Here is a 23,668-nt window from a genome sequence, read left to right as displayed (position 1 = left end):
ATTATGGGTTTTCCTTCATGTTTATGGATCAACGCCTTGCTGTGATTGCAAGGCGTTGGTACATTTAGTGCAATTTTCATTTTATTCACCTTGCAGGACGAACGAAGATTATGTTTAAGAAACTTCGTGGCATGTTTTCCAATGACCTATCAATAGATTTAGGTACTGCCAACACGCTTATTTATGTAAAAGGTCAAGGGATTGTCCTTAATGAACCTTCTGTTGTTGCCATCCGCCAAGATAAAGGGCGCGGTGGTAAAACTGTGGCTGCTGTCGGCCATGCGGCTAAACAAATGCTTGGCCGTACGCCGGGTAATATCTCTGCCATTCGTCCAATGAAAGATGGCGTAATTGCTGATTTTTATGTAACCGAGAAAATGCTACAGCATTTTATTCGTCAAGTGCATGACAACAGCGTATTAAAACCAAGCCCTCGCGTTTTGGTTTGTGTGCCTTGTGGGTCGACTCAAGTTGAGCGCCGCGCGATTCGTGAATCAGCGCTTGGCGCTGGTGCTCGTGAAGTCTATTTGATTGATGAGCCAATGGCGGCGGCGATCGGTGCTGGTCTTCGTGTTTCTGAGCCAACCGGTTCAATGGTGATCGATATCGGTGGTGGTACTACCGAAGTGGCGGTTATCTCGCTAAACGGCGTTGTTTATTCTTCTTCCGTGCGTATCGGTGGTGACCGTTTTGATGAAGCGATCATTAATTATGTGCGTCGTAATTACGGCAGTTTGATTGGTGAAGCAACCGCAGAAAGAATCAAACATGAAATTGGTTCTGCCTATCCTGGCGATCAAGTGCTTGAAATTGAAGTGCGTGGTCGAAACTTAGCGGAAGGGGTTCCGCGGAGTTTTACCCTTAATTCCAATGAAATTCTCGAAGCCCTACAAGAGCCGCTAAGTGGAATTGTTTCTGCAGTAATGGTCGCTTTAGAGCAGTGTCCGCCAGAGCTGGCTTCAGATATCTCTGAGAATGGCATGGTACTGACCGGTGGTGGCGCACTACTGAAAGAGCTCGATCGTTTATTGACCGAAGAGACGGGTATTCCTGTGGTGATCGCTGATGATCCGTTGACCTGTGTTGCTCGTGGTGGCGGTAAAGCATTAGAAATGATTGATATGCACGGCGGCGATCTGTTCAGTGACGAGTAATGGCGAATAATGCCCTATCTGCTTGCAGCGTTAGTGGTATTGGCTAAGTTAGTAGACCCCAACACATAGTGTTTACCTATGCGTTGGGGTTTGTCTACCTGTCGCCTTGCTGCAACGTCAAGTTGTTTGGGTACAGGTGTCGCCTGATGCCTGAATCAACATTTGGGATTATTTAACATGAAGCCTATATTTGGTCGAGGACCCTCTTTACAGCAACGTCTCTTTTTCGCCGTGATCGCTTCAGCCAGCTTAATGCTAGCTGACAGTCGTTTAGATGCCTTCTCTCAGGTCCGTTTTCTCTTAAACAGTGCTGTGGCGCCGATTCAATACGCTGCTGATTTACCGCGCAGTATGTTTGATGGTTTCTATGATCGATTCAGCTCTCGTCAGCAACTGATGGAGAGTAATCATGGTTTAAAACGTGAAGTATTGATCTTGAAAAGTGATCTCATTTTGTTGGATCAATATCGTGAAGAGAACCAACGTCTGCGTAAGTTACTTGGGTCGTCTTTTGTCCGTGATGAGAAAAAAGTGGTTGCTGAGGTGATGGGGGTCGATACCTCACCTTATCGTCATCAAGTCGTGATCGATAAAGGTCGAGTGGATGGCGTTTATGAAGGTCAACCGGTCATTAATGAAAAAGGGATTGTTGGTCAGGTGACGTTTGTCGCCGCACATAATAGCCGAGTTCTATTATTAATCGACCCTAATAGCGCCATACCCGTGCAAAATATTCGTAACGATATTCGTGTGATTGCTTCCGGTAATGGACAAACGGATGAGATTCAACTTGAGCACATTGCCACCAGTACGGATATGAACGTAGGAGATATGTTAGTGACGTCTGGATTGGGAGGGATTTACCCAGAAGGTTATCCAGTGGCTTATCTTGCTGAGGTAGATAAAGATACTCGACGTGAATTTGCCGTGATCAAAGCCACTCCGGTAGTTGATTTTACCCGTTTGCGTTATTTGCTGTTGATTTGGCCGAATGAAGATCGGCAGCAAAAGGTATTACAAGCCACGCCTCAACATATGCTTAAGGAGGCACGACATGGCTCGCAATGATTGGTCAAGCCGCTTAGTGATTTGGGGCTCATTTTTATTAGCGCTAATTGTACAAACGATCCCTTGGCCGGGGACATTAGATCTACTGCGTCCTTCTTGGTTGCTGTTAGTGATCTGCTATTGGGTAATGGCCTTACCTCATCGGGTTAATGTCGGTACTGCATTTATCATGGGCTTGTTGTGGGATCTTTTACTCGGCTCCACGCTAGGCATTCGTGGCATGATGATGTCCATCGTGATTTACCTTGTTGCGGTTAACTTTTTATTACTGCGTAATATGGCACTCTGGCAGCAAGCGATTGTGATTGCTTTATTAGCGATGGGGTTAGAGGTACTGATTTTTTGTGGTGAGTTTTTAATACAAGATGTCACTTTTAACCCTTTGTCACTCTGGAGTGGCGTGATTAGCTGTATACTTTGGCCATGGATGTTTTTATTACTGCGCCGTATTCGTCGCCATTGGAATATAAAATGAACCATAAAAAATTACTGCTCGCCTCAGGTTCTCCGAGGCGACGTGAGCTATTGGCTCAGTTGGGATACGATTTTGATATTGTCGTGCCTAATGTGCAAGAACAGCGTCAAACAGAAGAATCTGCCCAAGATTATGTGTTACGTCTCTCTGAGGATAAAGCACGCGCAGGGTTGGCGATGGCTAACTCAGACGCGGTTGTACTCGGATCGGATACGATTGTTGTCTTGAATGAACAAGTGCTGGAAAAACCGCAAGATTTTGCTGATGCTCGACGCATGCTGTTACAGCTCTCTAATACTAGCCATCAAGTGATGACTGCGGTAACGGTGGTCAGTGCTGATCGCCAGCGCTCGATACTGGTCACTACCGAGGTGTGGTTTAAAGCATTATCTGAACAAGAGATTGAGCATTATTGGCAAACGGGTGAGCCTTGCGATAAAGCGGGCAGTTATGCCATTCAAGGATTAGGGGGACGCTTTGTCACTCGAATAGAAGGCAGTTATTACGCCGTGGTTGGCTTGCCTCTTTATGAAACGGACCAGCTCTTGCACGAATTTTTATAACTTACATCATTGAGGTGCGCTCATGAGTGCGGAGTTGTTGTTAAACGTTACCCCAAGTGAAACTCGGGTAGCGATGATTGAAGGTGGAGTACTGCAAGAGATCCACATAGAACGCGAAGCCAAACGGGGTATTGTCGGGAATATTTATAAAGGTAAAGTCAGCCGTGTCTTACCCGGTATGCAGGCGGCGTTTGTTGATATTGGTTTAGATAAAGCGGCATTTTTGCACGCCTCTGATATTGTGCCCCACACGGAATGTGTTGCTGAGAATGAGAAGCAACAATTTAAGGTGCGCGACATTTCTGAGCTCGTGCGTCAAGGGCAAGATATTGTGGTGCAAGTGGTGAAAGATCCATTAGGCACCAAAGGCGCTCGCTTAACCACGGATATCACGCTTCCTTCTCGTTATTTGGTTTATATGCCGGGTGCCATTCATGTCGGTGTTTCGCAACGCATTGAAAGTGAGCGAGAGCGAAATCGTTTAAAAAGTGTCGTCGGTCAATATTGTGATGAACATGGCGGCTTTATTATTCGTACCGCAGCCGAAGGGGCGAATGAAAAAGAGTTAGCACAAGATGCTGCGTTTTTAAAACGGCTATGGACCAAAATCATGGAGCGGCGTGCGAAATACAAAACGCGTACCACGTTGTATGGTGAGCTGGGCCTAGCGCAACGAATTTTGCGTGATTTTGTTGGTACTGAGTTAACCAAGATTTTGGTCGATTCGCGAACAGAATTCGATAATTTGCTTGAATTTACCTCTGAATACGTCCCTGAACTGACCGATAAATTAAGCTTGTATGAAGGCGATAAGCCGATTTTTGATATGTATGACACCGAGAATGAGATTCAGCGTTCGTTAGAACGAAAAGTTGAGCTCAAATCGGGTGGCTACTTGATCATTGATCAAACTGAGGCGATGACCACCGTGGACATCAATACTGGGGCTTTTGTTGGGCGTCGAAATCTCGAAGAAACGATTTTTAATACCAATGTTGAAGCCACTCAAGCCATTGCGCGCCAGCTGAGACTGCGTAATCTTGGCGGGATCATCATCATTGATTTTATCGATATGATTTCAGATGACCATCGTAAGCGTGTATTGGCTTCTCTTGAAGCGGCGTTAAGTAAAGATCGAGTAAAAACCAATATCAATGGTTTTACTCAATTAGGCTTAGTGGAAATGACCCGTAAACGAACTCGCGAAAGTATTGAACATGTTCTGTGTTCGACTTGTCCAACTTGTGAAGGACGTGGCAGCGTAAAAACCGTTGAGACGGTCTGTTTTGAAATTTTACGTGAAATTACCCGAGTGAATCGTGCTTATGACGCCGATAAATTTGTCGTGTATGCCTCACCGGCCGTTGCGGATACCTTGCAAGGGGATGAGTCTCACTCACTTGCGGAATTAGAGGTGTTTATCGGTAAGCAAGTTCGTATTCAAGCGGAACCTTTGTATGTACAAGAGCAATTTGATGTTGTCATGATGTAAGTAGGATTGTGAGTGCTTTCGATATTAACTCGCCTTAGGCGGATAGTGTTGTGGTTACTGGTAAGTCTGTTGGTGGTGCTGGCCTTGGTCATCACCACTTTACGTATCGTCTTACCAGAAATGAATCGTTTTAAAGACGAGATTCAACAGTGGGTTGGTGAACAAACCCAAATTCAAATTACCATTGCCGATGTGCGTGGCTTTTGGCGTAATACCCATCCTTCGCTTGCTCTGCAAGGGGTTCAGGCGAACCTGCCTGATGGCAGTCAAATACAACTTGAAACCGCACGGATTGATGTCGAGTTTGATTTATTAGAAAGCTTCAGACAGCGATCGCCTGTGGTGGCCAATCTCGTTATTCATCAATTAAATCTCGATGTTCGTTCTGTTGATTGGTTGGCAATCAACCAAGCATCGGATGAGCCATCAAACCAAACGGGCGATCAAGGGCGAATTTTACAGCGCTTAGACGATTTATTCTTACGTCAGCTCGATGATTTTTCTATTCAAGATTCGACCATTCTTTATCAAACGATGGCGGGCGACTTTCGTCAATTAGATGTCGAAAAACTGCATTGGAAGAATCGTGGACGCCAACACATCGCGGAAGGGATCATCAGTTTAGCCGATAGCGAAATTAACTCATTAAAAGTTAGTGCTCACTTTAAAGATCATGGTTCATTGCGTGATGTTTCGGGGCAATTTTATATCAGCGCCGATAAACTGCGAGTTCGTCCGTGGTTAACGCGTTATTTGGCTGATGCCACGGGAATTGAGCGTGGTTTGATCAGTTTTAATGCTTGGATCACGTTGCAGCATAATCAGCCTATTGATGGTTATGTTGAACTCAAACCTTCAGAGCTCGCGTGGCATGATACGGAACGGCATGAGTTATTGCTAGAGTCGGGGATTGTTCAACTCTTTCCAACAGAAAATGGTTGGCAAGTTAGCGCTCACTCACTCAAATTGCGAACCGATGATAATCCATGGCCGGAATTGGATTTCGCTTTAGATTGGCAGCCACAAGGTTGGCGGTTGAATGTCTCTCAACTGGCACTACCCACCTTAACGCCATTGGTCAGACTGATACCAAATTCACAAACAGCGCAAAGCTGGCTTGCACATTTAGAACCCCATGGTTTGTTGGATGATGTGCGACTGTCAGTGAATCAAGACGATGATATCCAGTATTCTGTTCGAGTGAATCAAGGCGGGATTAAGCAGTGGGATTTGTTGCCCGGGATCGAGCATCTGCAAGCCACTATCCGAGGGACGGCAGAGAGCGCCGTGATACATGCGAGCTTGACTGATGAAACTCTGCCTTATGGTGATGTGTTTCAAGCGCCGCTGTCTCTGCGTCAAGGCGCGATTGATCTGGTGTGGCAGCGTGATGAAAACGGTTGGCGTTTATGGGCCGATAAGGTAAGCGCTGCGACCGATGATCTTCAAGTATTAGGTGCATTTCGGCTTGATTTTCCGGCGCAAGGAGAGCCCTTCTTATCTTTTTATGCCGAAGCCGATCTCTACAATGCGGGCGAAACGTGGCGTTATTTACCTACGAGAGCACTGGGCCAGTCTCTTACCGATTACTTATCGACATCGATTCAGGGCGGTAACGTTGATACCGCTAAATTACTTTGGTATGGCGAACTTGCCGCGTTTCCTTATCAGGATAACAACGGTATTTTCCAAGCTTGGGTCGGTTTAAAAAACGCGAAATTCAGCTTTGATACCGCCTGGCCAGCGATCACCGATCTACAGCTTGATCTACTGTTTGAAAATGAATCCATGTACCTTGATTCTCGGTCAGCGACATTAATGGATGTCGAGGCGGAGCGGATTGTTGGACAAATTGCTCACTTGTCTGAAGATGGTTGGTTAGAACTCAGTGCCACGGTCAAAGCTCAAGGTAATGCGGTGCGAGATTATATGACCGCAAGCCCATTAGTCGATTCCGTTGGCGCTGCATTAACCGCGATTGACGTACGTGGACTGGTCAATTCTCAGTTCCAATTAGCGATTCCTTTTGCGCATGGTCATGATGTTCGAGCGTGGGGGTGGGCCGATTTGATGAATAATCAGGTTGAGATCAACACGCCACCAATGACGTTAAATGGTGTATCGGGACGAATTCATTTTGATAATGATCAGGTCTCGGCCGCAGGGCTAACCGGCGAGCTGCTCACACAACCGATTTCCTTTGATTTTAAAGGTGAGAGTGCCGCGCAAGGTTATCATGTCGGAATCGATTTAGTCGGTGACTGGGATATCTTGCCGCTAGCGCCTTATGTCGGTGAGCACTGGATAGCGCCGGTCACTGGTCATGCGCCTTGGCAAATGGGGGTCAATATTCAGCTCAATGATGTTGGCTTTACTTATCAAATCGATGCACAGGCTAATTTACAGTCTATCGCGAGTGACTATCCATATCCTTTGGGTAAACCTGCCAACCGTCAAGGCACAGTACGTTTGCAAGCCTCAGGTAACCAGCAAACGGTGTCCGCTCGTTTACAACTGCCTGATGCGAAGTACCAAACTGAGATTGATATTACTCAGCCAGTGCCACACTTAACGGCAAGCTATTTGTTGCTGGGGCAAGGCAGTTTTAAAATGAGCCCTGTCGCCGGACATGATGTTCAGATTCGCAGTGAGAGATTTAATCTTGATCAATGGCTGGATATTCTTGATCAGCAACCGGATAGCCAAGCGGTTAGTGTGTTAGCTGAGTTGCAAACACCAAGTCTGCCGATTCCTGAGCGAGTCGACGTTGATGTCCAAGAGCTCACTTTCGCTGGTTTAGAGTGGCATGATGTTGCCTTCAGTGCACGCCAAAAAAATCTTGGATGGTCAGTAACGGTCAATAGCCAAGAGGTGCAAGGCCAAGCCAGTTATATTCAACCTTATGATCTGACGGTGGCTTTACAACGTCTCCACCTCTATCTTCCACAGCTCGATCAACATCAAGGTCACAGTCTGTTGATTGATAGAGAAAAGCAAGATGCGCCACTGATCTCCGAGTTTGATCGCCGTTTTCATCAGTTAATGCCGAATCTCACTCTCGTGATTGATGATTTTTGGCTACAAGGATACAGCGTCGGTAAGCTGAGTATGGACTTTCAGCGTCAGGGCGATACTTTAGCTTGGAAAAAAATTGATATTGTCAGCGGTACCAATCAAATCAATATTAGTGGTGAGTGGACACTAACCGAAGATCACAGTCATACCCTGATGAATATCGATATGCAAGGCGAGAATAACAGTGATCTTATGGAGCGTTTTGGGATCACCTCAGGGATACAACGAGCCCCGTTTTCGCTGAAAAGTCATAGCGAATGGGACGGTGCGCCATGGTCGATGCGGATTAATACCTTACGGGGTTCGGTAGAAACGGAATTAGGTAAAGGGGTTATTTCTAATGTCAGTGGGGCGGCGAATCTGCTTGGATTATTCAGTCTCGATTCGATCATTCGTAAAATGCAGCTCGATTTTAGCGATATTTTTGACAAAGGGATGGCGTTCAGCCGTATAACGGGTAGTGGAGATATCGAGCAAGGTATTTTTGTGACCAATAATATTAAAATGGATGCGATTGCTGGTGAGATGACTATCCGCGGCATGGCGGATCTCAATACCCAGATGGTAGATGCACAAGTGAACTTTGTTCCTGATCTTACCTCTGGGATCCCTGTGATGACAGCGTTTGCCGTTACTCCAGTTACCGCCTTATATGTGTTAGCGATCACTACGGTTATTTCACCGGTCGTTGAGGTGTTTACTCAAGTTAATTATGAGGTTAAAGGGCCTTTGAACTCGCCGAATGTACGTGAAATATCACGTCGTAAAGGGGAATTTAAGTTGCCTGAGCGACTAAAAAAATAAGCCAAGGAGAGAATCATGCTGCGAATAGGATTGGTGCAAATGACGTCAAGTGACGTCGTAAATGATAACCTAAGCTACATTGAACAGCAGGTCGCCCAGCTGGCGAGCCAAGGCGCACAATTGATAGTCACGCCAGAAAACGCGACCCTATTTGCTAGCCATATGCAATACCAGCAAAATGCAGAGCCATTGAATGTAGGACCTATTCAGCAGCGGTTCGCTCTATTGGCTAAACAGCATCAGGTTTATTTACTGCTGGGGAGCTTACCCATTCGGCGCACAACGGGGATCACCAGTACCTCGATTTTATTCGGACCTCAGGGCGAATGGCTAGCAGACTATGATAAGCTACACTTGTTCGATGTTGATGTCGCTGATCAGCATCGCTGTTATCGTGAATCGTCGTTATTCTGTGCGGGGCAGCGCGTAGTGGTAGCGAACACGGGATTGGCTAATTTAGGCTTATCGATTTGTTATGATCTGCGTTTTGCTACCTTATACAGTGAGCTACGCCGAAAAGGTGCACAAATTTTACTGGTTCCTGCTGCGTTTACCGCGGTGACTGGTCAAGCCCACTGGGAGTTGTTATTACGGGCGAGAGCGATTGAAACCCAGTGTTGGGTCGTCGCCGTTGGACAAACAGGGCAGCACGCAGGGGGAAGGCAGACTTGGGGACATTCGATGGTGATCAACCCTTGGGGAGAGATCACTGCCGCTCTCGGTCCTGAAGCCGATAATCTCTTGGTCGATATTGATTTACGCTCGCTGCAAACTATTCGTCAAAACATGCCCGTGCTTGAGCACACACGTTTTCATCATCAATTTATAGAGAAAAAGAATCCGCTATGAGTATTACCCGTATTGAACAAGCGTTACTCGCCCCAACCGGCCTGACTGAACAGGATATTGCTGACACGCTAGCCAGTATCATGACTCGCGATATTGATTATGCTGATCTCTATTTTCAATCGAGTTGGCATGAATCGCTGGTTTTAGAAGATAGCATTATTAAAGATGGTTCATTTAATATCGACTGTGGGGTTGGTGTACGGGCGATCAGCGGTGAAAAAACCGGTTTTGCTTACTCGGATCAAATTCAGCTTGATGGATTAAAGCAAAGTGCGATTGCCGCACGAGGCATTGCGACTCAAGCCAAAAATGGTCAGGTTCAGGCGTTTCGACGCAGTGATAACCAAGCATATTATGCGGCGGATAACCCATTAGAGAATTGGCAAAAACAGAAAAAAACTGAGCTACTACAACAGCTCGATGCTTATATTCGAACCAAAGAGCCTTTGATTCAAGAAGTCTCGGTGAGCCTGAGTGGGGTTCATGAACAGATGCTGGTTGCGGCAACTGATGGGACTTATGCTGGTGATATTCGTCCGTTGGTGCGTTTATCGATCTCCGTGTTGGCTAAAAAAGGCGATCGTCGTGAGCGCGGCAGCGCAGGAGGCGGCGGCCGATTTAATTATGATTACTTTTTAAATGAAGAAAATGGCCAAAAAATTGCTTTTGCCTACGCCGATGAAGCGATTCGCCAAGCGTTGGTGAATTTAGAAGCGGTGGCGGCTCCTGCGGGTACCATGCCAGTAGTATTGGGTTCTGGATGGCCTGGTGTCTTATTGCATGAAGCGGTAGGCCATGGCTTGGAAGGTGATTTCAATCGTAAAGGGTCTTCGGTTTTCTCTGGAAAAATCGGTCAGCAAGTGACCTCTAAGCTGTGCACGATTGTCGATGATGGAACGTTAAAGGATTTACGTGGTTCATTGAATGTCGATGATGAAGGGGTCCACGGTCAATACAATGTGCTGATTGAAAAAGGTGTGCTTAAAGGTTACATGCAAGATAAGCACAATGCGCATTTAATGGGCGTTGCCCCAACGGGAAATGGTCGTCGTGAATCCTATGCTCATTTGCCGATGCCTCGCATGACCAATACCTATATGTTACCCGGCGAGCATACTCCAGAAGAGATCATTGCCAGTGTTAAGAAAGGGATTTACGCGCCTAATTTTGGGGGTGGTCAAGTGGATATTACTTCTGGAAAATTTGTTTTCTCGGCCTCAGAGGCGTATTTGATTGAAAATGGTAAAGTGACACGCCCTATCAAGGGAGCGACATTAATTGGCTCTGGTATTGAAGCGATGCAGCAAGTCTCAATGGTCGGTAATGATCTGAGCATTGATCGCGGTGTTGGTGTCTGTGGTAAAGCGGGACAAAGTGTTCCGGTCGGTGTTGGCCAACCAACGTTGAAGTTGGATGCGTTAACTGTGGGTGGGACAGAATAATTGACGGAATAAAATCGGCCGCTTACACGAGAAGTTAGTGTAAAGCGGCTTTTCTCGGTAGTAATTATTGACGATCCGTGCGATATTTCGCGCTAATTTTTGAGCCTGTTTATAAACTCTGGAGTCACCATTATGTCTCATGAAGATGAATATCTCTCTGTTGAAGCCTTTATCGAAATGCAAAAAGAAGAGACTCGCGATATTATCCAAGCACTACTCGACGACGGCAGTGATCCAGAAGCCTTGTACGATATCGAACATCACTTGTTTGCTGAAGATTTTGAAATTTTAGAGAAAGCGGCCGTTGAAGCTTTCAAACTGGGTTTTGAAGTATTGGAAGCGGAAGAGACTGAAGATGAAGATGGTCATAAACTGTTCTGTTTTGATGCGACGATGCAATCGGTTTTGGATCCGCAAGCGATCGATCAGCAAGTCGCAAAATTGGTCGAGTTAGCTGAAAAGTTTGATGTTATCTACGACGGGTGGGGCACGTATTACGAAGGTGAAGATGCCCTTTATCCAGAAGAAGATGACGAAGACGAAGAGCAAGCCTAACCTTCAGTGGTTGCCGTTATCGATTAACGCGGCCACAGTGAGCAATTAATTTGTCACAGTAAATACCAGTCAGCCGGCTGGTATTTTTGATCCCGCTCAGGTATATATGAGATAAATTTGCTCAAGATAATCAATGACAATGCAGCTTTCTCTCTCTGGTCCATGGCAGCTTTCGCCTCTGACAGACGTATCCATTCCTCAAGTTGATCTTTATTTTCCCAATCCATTCAGTTGCGCCTTGCCAAGTGAATTGGCCGAGCATGATCTCGCGCAGCAAGAATGGCATTTAATGCATGATATTGAAGTCGATGAACATCTCTTAGCGTTTGCTGCTATTGATGTCGTGATAGAAGGCATCGATTATCCAGCCGAAGTGCGTCTTAATGGTGCCGCTATTTTTGATTGTGATGGGACGCAACATCGTTATAAAAAAGAGATCCGCTCGCTGCTTAAGTTAGGTCGAAATCGGTTTGAAATTTTATTCTTAAATCAGGAAGACGATTGGTTGATTGAAGAGGCAATTTGTCCGCTTGGTGAAGAAAAGCGAGTCGCATACGACTCGAGGATAGGTATTTGGCGAGCGCCTTATTTACAGGCTATTTCTCACTTACGCCTTGAACATCTGACGACAGAGCAAATCTGGCATCATGGTGGTGGTTGTGAGCTGTTAGTGAATCTTTACTTCACCACCTACGCGAGTGGTTTAGTGTCTGCTGCGGTTCGTTTTGATGGTATGACTTACCATTTACCGATAGATGTACGCAGTGATCATGTGACGGCTATTTTCCAAGTCGATGCGCCTCGCTATTACGACGCAGAAAAACCGAATCCTGAAGATCTTTATACGATTGATGTTGAGTTAGACGGACAACAAGCCTCGGTTAAACTGGCATTGAGTGACACCTTGTGTGTCACTCATTTTCCGTTATAACGCGGCGGGGGGATCCGATCATTTTGGCTCATGTTACCTAGTGTGCACAGCCAAAGTGTTTGTCGGTGCCTTTTTTCTGTGGATGCAAACTTTGCCATACTTTTTCATGAAAGTAGTAAGCACAGGTATTAAAGCTGGGTTCAATCATCGCCATGATGCCGCCAATTAACCAACTTCCAGTGAGTAAATAAGCAATACCAAAAGCAACGCTAAAGTGGATGACGGCGAAGCTGGCGGTTTTTATCCGAGTCTTGCCCGCGTAACGTTGCAGTGCTGGATGCTGAGTCCATACCCGTTCATGGAAATAAAAAGCGACAGTATTGACCATCGGTTCCAGCATAGCGATTAAACTACCGAGAATGATATCGCCTGTCAGTAGATAAGCGATAGTAAAAGCGATGGTAAAGTGAATAGCAGCGAAGCTGAGTGTTTTTTTCATGATCCGGTCCCACCTATTTCTTTTTGATGTAAACATTATTGATAATTATTCTCAAAAAGAAAAGGAGAATCGAACAATTAATCTCATCGGTAAAATCGATGAACCTTCCGTTTGCTAATTAACCTTGCGGTTTGATGACTAAAACGGGGATGGGGGCGTTCTCGACGACCTTGCTGGCTACCGAACCGAGCATCACTTTGTCCATTCGTGAGCGCTTATGGCTGGGCATAATAATTAACTCTGCCTTGAGCTTGGCGGCATACTCCAGAATGGTCGTGTAGGGCTTTCCTTCAGCGACATGCAACTGATAGTGAATGTCCTCTGGCAGATACTGCTGAGCAAATGCTTGTAAACGTTGCCCAACGTCTTGCTTCATTTTATTGGCAGCGTCACGCGGGAAATAAGTTGCGACCATCGACATGTGAATACCCGGTAGTACGGTTAAAAGATGCAGTTGAGCACCACTGTGTCTTGCTTGCCATACCGCACTTTGTGCGGCTTTATCAGCAAAGCCTTGTTCATTTAAATCGACGGGGACTAAGATATGTTTATACATGGTTTTTTATCTCTGTATGGCTTTCCCCCGCAGATTCGATAGCCAGGGGAAAGCAAAGTCACAATAGGTTAAGGTTGTATCGCCGTTTTCTTGAGGGCGCGGCGTCTTTGATTCCAGCCAAGCAGTAAGGTCAGCAACAGTGCAGGGACAAAGACCCATTCTTTCATTGGACGATCGCTATCCACGACGACCGTACGGACTTCCCAATCAAAATCGATCCCTGCCGCTTCAGCTGGACTACGAAACTCAACAGCGTCGATCAGCATTCGATTATTGATCTTATTAACGGTAAGCCCCATCGAACGAATCCGTTCTTCGGCCGTTAGCGCTAGATCATCAAACGGCAGTTGCACGGTTTTCGACACATAGTCGCCCATTAAGGTTTCTCCGGCGACGATCATCACAATCGGTTGACCCACCGGCGCTTTATCGACGATATAGGCTAAGTCCGTACCTGGGTATTGATACTTAGCCGGATAAATTTTGTCCCACCAAAATCCAGGTCGTAAAAAGCTAAAGGTCAGCAGCAACAGCAACAGGACTTCCCACCATTTTGCTTTGGTAAACCACCAGCCTTGAGTCGCGGCTGAAAATAACAGCATGGCAATGATCGAGGAGCCGACGGTTAAGGCTAAGTGCCACCATGATTCAATGCCCATCAGTAATAACTGAGTATTAAAGATAAACATAAATGGCAAAATAGCGGTTCGTATGTCGTAGGTGAAGCCTTGAATACCGGTACGAATAGGGTCCGATTTCGCTATCGCGGCAGCGGCAAAAGCAGCCAGACCAACAGGGGGCGTATCATCGGCTAAAATGCCGAAATAAAATACAAACAGGTGTACGGCAATTAATGGAATGATCAATCCACTCTGTGCGCCTAAGGTGACGATCACCGGAGCCATCAACGTCGATACCACAATGTAGTTGGCAGTTGTCGGTAATCCCATACCTAAAAGTAAGCTAATCACAGCGGTGAACAGCAACATCAGCATAATGTTACCGCCAGAGATAAACTCGACAAAGTCGGTCATCACTAAGCCAATGCCCGTTAAGGTGACTACACCAACCACGGTGCCAGCAGCGGCGGTCGCGACACCAATCCCTATCATATTGCGAGCACCAGACACTAAACTTTCGAGTAAGTCTGTAACGCCAGCTTTGGCTTGTTGAGCGGCATCGTTAGTGCGATTAAACCAAGCAATGATCGGTCTTTGCGTTAAGAGAATAAAAATCATAAACACACTGGCCCAGAAAGCCGACAATCCGGGGGAGAAACGCTCAACGGTCAAACACCAGACTAAGACCACGATCGGCAGTAAGTAATGCAGTCCAGATTTGACTGTTGGGCCAACGTCTGGGATTTCCTGAATGTTTTCATCCAAACTAAATTCACGCTCGTGAGTGTATTGAGCGGAGATTTTCAACAGCAAAAAATAACAGATTAACAGTGCCAGCGTGACGATCGGTGTCGCTGCCGCGCCAAACACATCTTTTGTCCAACCGACCCCGTAATAGACCACTGCACTCACTACACATAACCCTAAAATGGTGCCAGTGAAAGAGAGCAAACTGTTGAGTAACGTTGAAGGGCGACGGCGAGGTAGGCCAGTCATCCCTGCTTTACAAGCTTCTAGGTGGACAATATAGATAAGCGCAATGTACGAGATAAGCGCAGGTAGTAGGGCTGCTCGGATCACCTCGACATAAGAGATACCCACGTATTCGACCATCAAAAAGGCCGCAGCGCCCATGATTGGTGGCGTAAGCTGACCATTGGTTGAAGCGGCGACTTCGATGGCTCCAGCTTTCGTACCAGAAAAACCCACTCGCTTCATGAGCGGAATAGTAAAGGTCCCGGTTGTGACCACGTTAGCTATCGACGACCCTGAGACTAAACCGGACAGTCCTGAGGCGACAACGGCTGCTTTCGCCGGTCCGCCACGCATGTGACCGAGTAAAGAAAACGCCACTTTGATAAAATAAGCACCAGCACCGGCCCGTTCTAGCATCGCACCAAAGAGCACGAATAAGAACACAAAAGAAGTCGAAACCCCTAAAGCGATACCAAATACGCCTTCAGTAGTCAGCCAGAGATGGGACATGGCCTTATTAAAGCTTGCCCCTTTGTGTGCGATGACGTCGGGCATATGTGGCCCAGCAAAGGTGTAGAGCAAAAAGAGCCCTGCCACACACATTAACGGCGGACCTAATGCACGACGTGTAGCTTCCAGGAGCAGCAGCATACCCATACCAGCAACAATGATGTCAGTATCGGTGGGTGCACCGGAGCGACCGGATAAAGAAGTATAAAAAAGATAGATATAAGCAGCCGAGAAGCTGCCCGCCAGAGCTAAGACCCAATCCACGGCTGGAATGCGGTCACGGGGAGAATGTTTTAACGCGGGATAAGCGGTAAAAGCGAGAAAAACCGCAAAGCTTAAATGGATAGCGCGAGCTTCGGTATCATTTAAAATCGCAAAGTTAAAAATAAATGGCAGGGGTGAAGCATACCAAAGTTGGAAAAGAGACCAGCACAGTGGTACAAACCACAAAATGCGCCCAGAGAAACCCTGTGGATTTCTTGCGCCAGTATCTGCCTGTGCAACCATCTCTTGCACATCCTGCGACGGAGTTGTTGCCTGCGTCATGTACGTTATCCTTAATATTGATGGTTATCCCTTTTCTATTGCTTAGTCGATAGTCAGTGAACGGTATTGATACTCTCAAGTACATGGAGATTCACAACATAACGCTGAACGTTAGGCTGTATGGTGTTCGCTGAAGGCTCAATAGAAGAGGGTGCTGTGCAAATAAATAATCATTCTATGCCTTCCCCTAAAAACATTCATGTTCAGTCACTTTACTGTGTCAGCCATGGTTGTCAGGAGAGGAAATAGATAGCCATAAAACAAAGTACTTTGAGTAGAGACCGCCAATCAACCCCCACGCGCCGTGTGCTGGGCATGGGGATTGGAGGATGGGTCGACTACCTACAACGAATCGCGATTTATTTTAGTAAACCAACTTCTTTGTAATATTTTTCAGCACCAGGGTGGAGCGGAATCGAAAGGCCGGCTTTGACCATGTCTTCTTTTTTCAAGGTTGCAAAGGCGGGATGAAGACGAGTAAAGGTATCAAAGTTTTCAAACACCGCTTTAGCAACATTATAAGCAACTTCATCGGAGACATCGGCACTGGTCACTAGTGTGGCAGCAACCCCAAAACTCGTCACTTCGTTATCGGTCCCACGATACATGCCCGCAGGAATGGTGCTGTAAGCGTAGTAAGGACGTTCGGCTACAATTTTCGTCACTTCAGGTCCAGTTGCTGAGACCAATTTAGCGTTACAAGAAGTCGTCGCCTCTTGGATGGCTCCATTGGGGTGTCCGACCATATAGATAAAGGCATCAATACGATTATCACATAACGCTTGTGAGCGCTCAGAGCCTCTTAGTTCAGAGGCTAGTCTGAAACTGCTATTAGTCCAGCCAAAGGCGTCCATTACCACTTGCATGGTGGCGCGGTCACCGGAGCCTGGGTTTCCGATATTAACGCGTTTTCCTTCAAGATCTTTTACATTATTGATGCCCGAGTCTGCGCGAGTGATGATGTTAAAAGGTTCAGTATGCAAAGAGAACATCGCGCGTAGCTTTTTGTAAGGGCCGAGTTCAGAAAACTGACTGGTGCCATTATAACCGTGGTATTGCCAGTCAGATTGAACGATAGCAAAATCGAGCTCGCCATTACGCATGGTATTGACGTTGTAAATCGAACCACCGGTTGATTCCACAGAGCAACGAATATTGTGCTCTTGACGGTCTCGATTCACTAAGCGACAAATCGCACCGCCAGTTGGATAGTAAACGCCGGTTACGGCTCCAGTACCAATAGTAATAAACTCCTGAGCGTGAACCGCACTCGCTCCCATGACAGCCGCAGCGATAGCACCCACTTTAATGATCTTGTTCAATAACATGAATATCCCTTCCTTTTATTTATTATTCCCAAAGAGCTTGTACGGTTGTCGAGGGGTATGATTCCTTTCCCCTGATGACTTGAGGTTATTGCGCGGTTAGCGCCCTCGGCAAGTCGTTTGGTTCTAGAAATTGGCGCTGGTTCTGTTGAAAAACAGAAAAAGTGCCGAATGATAATAACAAAAAATACTCAATAAATTATAGAATTGTAAAAAATTATCATCGGTAGCACTGTGGTATTGAGCGATAGGTAATGTTATTGAATGAGGCTAATTATTTGATAAGTATTAATTTAAAGTCTTTTTTGTTGGATATAGCAAGATACGCGAGATGTGAATTGGGTCACATTTGTTTAACAATGTAACCCGTCATTAATGCGCTTTAACCAGCGTATTCAAAGAGCTCGCAGACAGAAGTAAATAGCTGTTTAGTCGTAATATTCATGGTTGGAGTAATGAAAATAGTATCATCGCCAGCGACAACACCTAAAATACCTTCTGATTTACCAAGAGAGTCGAGTAAACGAGCAATTAACTGCGCTGCACCTGGGCCGGTGTGTATCACGACTAAAGCGTTATTATGATCGACATCGAGGACAAGCTCTCTTAGTGAGCTGGATACCGTTGGCACTCCGAGCTCAGCGGGTAAGCAATACACCATCTCCATTTTGGCATTACGAGTACGAACGGCACCAAACTTGGTTAGCATACGCGATACTTTAGACTGATTGATGTTATCAAATCCTTCATTCTTTAAAGCATCAACAATATCGCTTTGTGAGCCAAAGCGTTCTTCTTTCAATAGGGCTTTAAAAACACGAACTAAGTTATCTTGTTTATCTGTAGGGCGCATTGTGGATTTTCTTTTGCTGTTCAACCATTAATGACTATTGTCACATAGCTCACGATAGAGAGGCAAATTATCGTCGAAAACTGTCTAAATGGTCACTGTAAAAATACCGTATTTACGTTTATATCCTTCTTACTTGTCGCTACAGTGGGATTGGTTACGCTCGCTTACCCTCATCATAGCGTTATCGATGCTCATGGGGATTCTCTCACTTGTCGCCTATCTGTAACGCTCAGTCGTTTGCTTATCAATGAGGGGCTAATGCTTTGTCATAACTGATAAATCCCCTCATAATGCCTAACGAGCGGTCGCGTCTTAGTGAGGAATTGCGCAAAGTCGCAAAGCTGAGGTTAATTGATTGTAATCAAGATGTAGTTGCTATAGCTTTTTGACATCGGATAAAAAGATACCCTACCAAAAACATATAAAAGATTCACTCTCAAGGAGAACTACGATGAAAGTCGCTGTTATTGGTGCCGCTGGCGGCATCGGTCAAGCCCTAGCTCTGTTATTAAAAAATCATCTTCCTGCTGGTTCAGATCTTGCTTTGTATGATATTGCTCCAGTGACGCCTGGTGTGGCTGCTGATTTGAGTCATATTCCAACGCCAGTGTCGATCAAAGGTTATTGCGGTGAAGATCCAACACCTGCATTAGAAGGCGCGGATGTCGTGCTGATTTCGGCAGGTGTGGCACGTAAGCCGGGAATGGATCGGGCGGATCTTTTCAATGTTAACGCTGGAATCGTCAAATCACTCGCTGAACGAATCGCCAACGTTTGTCCAACCGCTTGTATTGGGATCATCACTAACCCGGTCAATACAACCGTGCCTATTGCGGCTGAAGTATTGAAAAAAGCAGGTGTTTACGATAAGCGCAAGCTATTTGGTGTCACGACACTGGATGTTATCCGTTCTGAAACTTTTGTGGCGGAATTAAAAGGCAAAAATCCTAGCGAAGTCCATGTGCCTGTGATTGGTGGCCATTCTGGAGTAACGATTCTCCCTTTACTGTCACAAGTTGATGGTGTTGAGTTTACTGAGCAGGAAATTGCAGCGCTAACTAAACGCATTCAAAACGCGGGCACTGAAGTTGTGGAAGCCAAAGCGGGTGGTGGCTCGGCAACACTATCAATGGGACAGGCTGCGTGCCGTTTCGGCCTCTCTTTAGTGAAAGCACTACAAGGCGAGTCAGTGATTGAATACGCTTATGTTGAAGGTGGTAGCGAACACGCACCTTTCTTTGCTCAACCGATTAAACTGGGTAAAAATGGTGTTGAGGAAGTGCTGAGCTACGGACCATTGAGTGACTTTGAAAAAGCAGCGCTCGACGGTATGTTAGAAACGCTCAATAAAGACATTGAGATCGGCGTTGAGTTCGTTAAATAACGATCGTTAGACGTAAGATCATTTGACTCGCTATTTCGTTCGCTCACCCAGCGTGCGTATTGGCAGTCGTTATGGTAAAGCATGAAAACTAAGAATAATGCCGCAGGTTTCGACTTCGTGGCATTTTTTTTGGCGATGATCTTATGATCTAAAACCCGTATCAACCATCCTTCTTATCTTTCCTAAAAGATCAAGAATTGATCGTCCATTCTTAAGGTTCTCTTCTCTGCGATTCATGATCCTTTATCCCTTTCCTACTTGAAGCTTGCAGGGGGCTAGGTCGTTCACCTCAATCATAGAGTCTGTCTAGGCTCATGGGGACTCGCTTACTTGCCGATTACCTGTAACGCCAAATTGTTTAGATATAGTAAGCCGCACTGCATCGGTTGATGTGTTGTAGAGCGATATTATTCGAGCGTGTTTTTCTCAGTTTCAAATGATGATTAAGCTTTTGATTGTTTGAATTTTTTATCTATGAAAGTAGTCATAAAAGTGGCATTAGATTAAATTTTTATTCATTAATTCTGGGAAAATAGTATTATCTGGCCTTTTTTATGGTAGCTAAGGCTATTTTATGGCGCAATCTGACATAGATTTGATCGTTGGCAATGAATGTGTAAAAACGTTGGCTTTGTTAGTGAAGTGGATCACGTTGAGTCTGCTATTGAATGCTATTTCTGACTACTATAGCGTTTTCCAGAAGCAAGGTTGGAAATAATCATGGATAACAAATTAGGTTTAGGCTCTTTAACCGCCTTGGTTATCGGTTCTATGATCGGGGCTGGGGTATTCAGCCTACCGCAAAATATGGCAGCAGTGGCGAGTCCTTTGGCGGTGATGATTGGTTGGTGTATTACCGGGATCGGTATGATCTTCCTTGCCCTATCATTTCAGCAATTAGCGATCCATAAACCAGAGATTAATAGCGGTGTGTTTGGTTATGCCCGTGCTGGCTTTGGTGATTTCGCTGGATTTTGTTCGGCTTGGGGATACTGGTTCAGTGCGATGGTCGCTAATGTTTCCTATCTAGTGATTGTCTTTAGTACTTTCGGCATGCTGTTTGATACGCCTGATCGGGTTATTTTTGGTGATGGTAATACGTTGATTTCGATTGCGGGTGCCTCGGTACTTCTTTGGTTAGTGCATTGGCTGGTTTTACGTGGCGTGCAAACGGCAGCGTTGATCAATTTGGTGACCACCTGCGCGAAAATGATCCCGTTGGTACTGTTTATTTTATGTGCCATGGTCGCTTTTCGATGGCAGACGTTTACGGTCGACTTTACCGGACTCCACTTTGGCGCTGAGCACGATTTATGGTCGCAAGTCAAAGCCACCATGTTGATTACCGTTTGGGTATTTATTGGGGTCGAGGGTGCGGTGGTGGTCTCTAACCGAGCTCGGGTGCGACGTGATATTGGACGGGCGACAATCTTTGGTTTACTGACCGCGTTAGCCATTTATGTCTTAGTGACATTGCTATCGATGGGCGTGATTGTCCCCGTCGAGCTGGCCAGCTATCAGAATCCGTCGATGGCGAGAGTACTAACCGAGATACTGGGTCCTTGGGGGCAGTATATTATTGCGATTGGTTTAATTATCTCTGTTTGTGGCGCATTTTTAAGCTGGACAGTGTTGGCTTCGGAAGCGCCATTTTTAGGGGCAAAAGACGGTATGTTTCCCGCTCGGTTGGCGAAACAAAATGCGGCAGGTAGCCCGGCGAGTGCATTGACGTTAACCAACGTTTGTATCCAAGTGTCATTAATTGTCGTGATGTTTGCTGGTAGTACCTACGACACCTTGCTGATTTTTGCTTCGGAAATGATCTTAGTGCCGTACTTTTTGGTCGGCGCTTACACGCTGAAGTTGGCGCTTAGTGAGTCTAAACAAGGCAAAATATTACTGATAGGATGTGGAGCAACGCTTTACGGTGCTTGGTTGTTGTATGCCTCTGGATTGCATTATTTATTGCTTTCAAGCCTGTTGTATCTGCCTGGTATTGCTTTTTATATTAAAGCCAAACGAGAGCAGGGAGTGCAGCCTTTTCTAGGGCGAGAGAAACTCGGTGCTGGCACTTTAACCCTATGTGCTTTGTTTGCCTTTGGTTTAATCTGGCAAGGGTGGTTTTAGATAACCAGCAAAGACTCACTTGTCGCCTTACTTGAGTCGGGGCGACAAGTGAATGAAGTAATAAGACTGAGCTCGCTTACGAGTCTTATTACTTACTGCGTTTGACCGCCATATGAGCCAAAGCGATCAATGCTTGTTTGTAGTCACTTTCGGGTAGAATAGCCAATTCGGCAATCGCTTTATCTGCTTCTTGTTGCGCTTTAGCGGTGGTGTATTCTAATGAACCTGCTTGCTGCATCGTTGCTAAAATCGCCGTTAATTTCTCCATCCCATTGGCTTTTTCAATCGCTTCACGAATCATCGCCGATTGTTCTCCTTGGCTATTGCGCATCGCATGCAGCAAAGGAAGCGTGGGTTTACCTTCTGCGAGATCATCACCGACATTCTTGCCCATTTCTTTGCCATCAGCGGTGTAATCCATCACATCGTCAATCAATTGGAAGGCAGTACCTAAATATTTACCGTAGTTTTGCATCGCCCGCTCAACTTCGGGAGAGGCATCACATAACATCGCTCCAATTTGCGTGGCGGCTTCGAATAATCGTGCGGTTTTTGAGTAAATGACCTGCATATAACTCTCTTCCGTAGTATCGGGATCGTTACAGTTCATTAATTGCAGCACTTCACCTTCAGCGATAACGTTGACGGAATGGCTCATCAACTTGAGGATTTTCATCGAACCGAGTTCGGTCATCATTTGGAAAGAGCGGGTGTAGATAAAATCGCCCACCAGTACGCTAGCGGCGTTACCAAACGTCGCATTGGCAGTGGCTTTACCTCGCCGCATATCGGATTCATCCACCACATCATCGTGTAGCAAAGTTGCCGTATGAATAAATTCAATAAACGCAGCAGCCATGGTGTGCCCCTCACCTTGATAACCTAAGGCTTTGGCTGACAAAATGGCCAGTAATGGACGTAGGCGTTTACCGCCACCACTGACGATATAAAACCCCAGTTGATTGATAAGGGAAACGTCAGAATTGAGTTGAGCAAGTATCGTTTTATCCACTTTTGCCATGTCATCGGCAGTAAGCGCTTGGATAGCTTTAAAATCCATCATAAATCCGGCTGAAGTTAGAGCTTGTAAGGCATTATGTTCTGCTTGAGTTAGTGAATAATACACTAAAAAATATTGATTAATACATGGCTTAAAGGCATGATTGCCGCACTTTTGTTTGGCGATTAGCTTTTCGCCAATTTTTTTTAAATATGGCTTGTCATGGGGACGCCATTCACGTAGAATCTGCGCCCTATTGATGATTAGTTTAGCGCACACCCTTTTTGCTCAAAAATGTTAGCATAGGCTGTGCGGAAAGAGCGGAGTAAAATATGTACGCTGTTTTCCAATCTGGTGGTAAACAACACCGTGTAAGTGAAGGTCAAACTCTTCGCTTAGAGAAATTAGACGTTGAAACTGGCGCAACAGTAGAATTTGATAAAGTTCTTCTGATCGCTAATGGTGAAGCAATTCAAGTTGGTGCTCCTCTAGTTGAGGGCGGTAAAGTGACTGCTGAAGTGGTACAACACGGTCGTGGCGATAAAATCAAAATCGTTAAGTTCCGTCGTCGTAAACACTCTCGTAAGCAACAGGGTCACCGTCAGTGGTTCACGGAAGTGAAAATCACTGGTATCAACGCTTAAGTTATTAGGAGAGTTTAACAATGGCACACAAAAAAGCTGGTGGTTCTACTCGTAACGGCCGCGATTCAGAAAGTAAACGTCTTGGTGTTAAGCGTTTCGGTGGTGAAGCTGTATTAGCAGGTAACATCATCGTTCGTCAACGTGGTACTAAGTTCCACGCTGGTAATAACGTTGGTATCGGTAAAGACCACACTCTTTTTGCTCTGTCTGATGGCAAAGTAAAATTCGAAGTGAAAGGTCCTAAGAACCGTAAATTCGTTAGCATCGAAGCTGAATAAGTT

General features: G+C 45.7%; 20 protein-coding genes. 14 read left to right on the top strand and 6 right to left on the bottom strand.

The genetic code is table 11. From position 1 onward, the window contains the following. Positions 1-110: 110 nt before the first annotated feature. The 10 genes from CAG58_RS16435 to CAG58_RS16390 all read left to right on the top strand — a co-directional run bounded on the left by CAG58_RS16435 (position 111) and on the right by CAG58_RS16390 (position 12,408). The gene (locus CAG58_RS16435; RefSeq protein WP_004396098.1) at positions 111-1,154 is read left to right on the top strand and encodes a rod shape-determining protein; all 1,044 of its coding nucleotides are present in this window, start codon (positions 111-113) and stop codon (positions 1,152-1,154) included. A 177-nt stretch (positions 1,155-1,331) separates the two neighbouring features. After that, positions 1,332-2,222, top strand: a complete 891-nt coding sequence (gene mreC, locus CAG58_RS16430; RefSeq protein WP_161426213.1) for a rod shape-determining protein MreC — start codon at positions 1,332-1,334, stop codon at positions 2,220-2,222. After that, positions 2,209-2,697, top strand: coding sequence for a rod shape-determining protein MreD (gene mreD / locus CAG58_RS16425; RefSeq protein WP_040904712.1), 489 nt, complete (start codon positions 2,209-2,211; stop codon positions 2,695-2,697). Before mreC ends, mreD begins: the two co-directional genes overlap by 14 nt. Further along, positions 2,694-3,260 (top strand): Maf family protein, encoded by a 567-nt coding sequence (locus CAG58_RS16420; protein WP_161426212.1) that lies wholly within the window; start codon positions 2,694-2,696, stop codon positions 3,258-3,260. The genes mreD and CAG58_RS16420 overlap by 4 nt, the downstream gene beginning before the upstream one ends. Before the next feature lie 22 nt (positions 3,261-3,282). Next, on the top strand, positions 3,283-4,752 hold the full coding sequence (gene rng, locus CAG58_RS16415) for a ribonuclease G (RefSeq protein WP_154169272.1): 1,470 nt from the start codon (positions 3,283-3,285) through the stop codon (positions 4,750-4,752). A 12-nt stretch (positions 4,753-4,764) separates the two neighbouring features. Further along, on the top strand, positions 4,765-8,631 hold the full coding sequence (locus tag CAG58_RS16410; RefSeq protein WP_161429804.1) for a YhdP family protein: 3,867 nt from the start codon (positions 4,765-4,767) through the stop codon (positions 8,629-8,631). Positions 8,632-8,646: 15 nt separating this feature from the next. Beyond that, positions 8,647-9,480, top strand: a complete 834-nt coding sequence (locus CAG58_RS16405; protein ID WP_154169268.1) for a carbon-nitrogen hydrolase family protein — start codon at positions 8,647-8,649, stop codon at positions 9,478-9,480. Beyond that, positions 9,477-10,922: a metalloprotease TldD gene (gene tldD, locus CAG58_RS16400; protein ID WP_154169266.1), complete on the top strand. Its 1,446-nt coding sequence runs from the start codon at positions 9,477-9,479 to the stop codon at positions 10,920-10,922. The genes CAG58_RS16405 and tldD overlap by 4 nt, the downstream gene beginning before the upstream one ends. A gap of 132 nt (positions 10,923-11,054) precedes the next feature. Then, a complete protein-coding gene (gene rraB / locus CAG58_RS16395) occupies positions 11,055-11,477 on the top strand; it encodes a ribonuclease E inhibitor RraB (protein ID WP_004396090.1) in 423 nt (140 codons plus the stop codon). Between the two features lie 139 nt (positions 11,478-11,616). Further along, a complete protein-coding gene (locus tag CAG58_RS16390) occupies positions 11,617-12,408 on the top strand; it encodes a glycosyl hydrolase 2 galactose-binding domain-containing protein (RefSeq protein ID WP_161425481.1) in 792 nt (263 codons plus the stop codon). 37 nt (positions 12,409-12,445) lie between these two features. On the opposite strand, the gene CAG58_RS16385 is transcribed toward CAG58_RS16390, so the two are convergent. The 5 genes from CAG58_RS16385 to argR form a co-directional block, all read right to left on the bottom strand. After that, positions 12,446-12,847 (bottom strand): DUF2061 domain-containing protein, encoded by a 402-nt coding sequence (locus CAG58_RS16385; protein ID WP_004396088.1) that lies wholly within the window; start codon positions 12,845-12,847, stop codon positions 12,446-12,448. Between the two features lie 118 nt (positions 12,848-12,965). Further along, positions 12,966-13,403: a universal stress protein gene (locus tag CAG58_RS16380; RefSeq protein WP_040904710.1), complete on the bottom strand. Its 438-nt coding sequence runs from the start codon at positions 13,401-13,403 to the stop codon at positions 12,966-12,968. A 68-nt stretch (positions 13,404-13,471) separates the two neighbouring features. Further along, complete coding sequence (locus CAG58_RS16375; RefSeq protein ID WP_161425478.1) at positions 13,472-16,054, bottom strand: TRAP transporter permease; 2,583 nt, start codon at positions 16,052-16,054, stop codon at positions 13,472-13,474. A 359-nt stretch (positions 16,055-16,413) separates the two neighbouring features. Continuing rightward, positions 16,414-17,382 carry a TAXI family TRAP transporter solute-binding subunit gene (locus tag CAG58_RS16370; protein WP_004396086.1) on the bottom strand — a complete coding sequence of 323 codons (969 nt, stop codon included), beginning with the start codon at positions 17,380-17,382 and terminating at the stop codon, positions 16,414-16,416. Between the two features lie 379 nt (positions 17,383-17,761). Then, entirely contained in the window at positions 17,762-18,232 is a 471-nt protein-coding gene (gene argR, locus CAG58_RS16365; RefSeq protein ID WP_004396085.1) for a transcriptional regulator ArgR, read from the bottom strand. 451 nt (positions 18,233-18,683) lie between these two features. Between argR and mdh the strand changes: the two genes are divergently transcribed. Continuing rightward, the gene (gene mdh / locus CAG58_RS16360) at positions 18,684-19,616 is read left to right on the top strand and encodes a malate dehydrogenase (protein WP_004396084.1); all 933 of its coding nucleotides are present in this window, start codon (positions 18,684-18,686) and stop codon (positions 19,614-19,616) included. Between the two features lie 720 nt (positions 19,617-20,336). Continuing rightward, positions 20,337-21,743 (top strand): basic amino acid/polyamine antiporter, encoded by a 1,407-nt coding sequence (locus tag CAG58_RS16355; protein ID WP_158137773.1) that lies wholly within the window; start codon positions 20,337-20,339, stop codon positions 21,741-21,743. An 88-nt stretch (positions 21,744-21,831) separates the two neighbouring features. Here the strand turns inward: CAG58_RS16355 and ispB are convergent, their stop codons facing one another. Further along, complete coding sequence (gene ispB / locus CAG58_RS16350) at positions 21,832-22,803, bottom strand: octaprenyl diphosphate synthase (RefSeq protein WP_154170703.1); 972 nt, start codon at positions 22,801-22,803, stop codon at positions 21,832-21,834. A gap of 272 nt (positions 22,804-23,075) precedes the next feature. Between ispB and rplU the strand changes: the two genes are divergently transcribed. Beyond that, on the top strand, positions 23,076-23,387 hold the full coding sequence (gene rplU / locus CAG58_RS16345; protein ID WP_004396080.1) for a 50S ribosomal protein L21: 312 nt from the start codon (positions 23,076-23,078) through the stop codon (positions 23,385-23,387). A gap of 20 nt (positions 23,388-23,407) precedes the next feature. Next, complete coding sequence (rpmA, locus tag CAG58_RS16340) at positions 23,408-23,665, top strand: 50S ribosomal protein L27 (protein WP_004396079.1); 258 nt, start codon at positions 23,408-23,410, stop codon at positions 23,663-23,665. The last annotated feature ends 3 nt before the right edge of the window (positions 23,666-23,668 follow it).

Source organism: Vibrio sp. V31_P5A7T61, from assembly GCF_009904895.1.
GTDB classification, from domain to species: domain Bacteria; phylum Pseudomonadota; class Gammaproteobacteria; order Enterobacterales; family Vibrionaceae; genus Vibrio; species Vibrio metschnikovii.
Note: the sequence above shows the minus strand (reverse complement) of the source record. Positions and strands in the feature narration are given on the sequence as shown.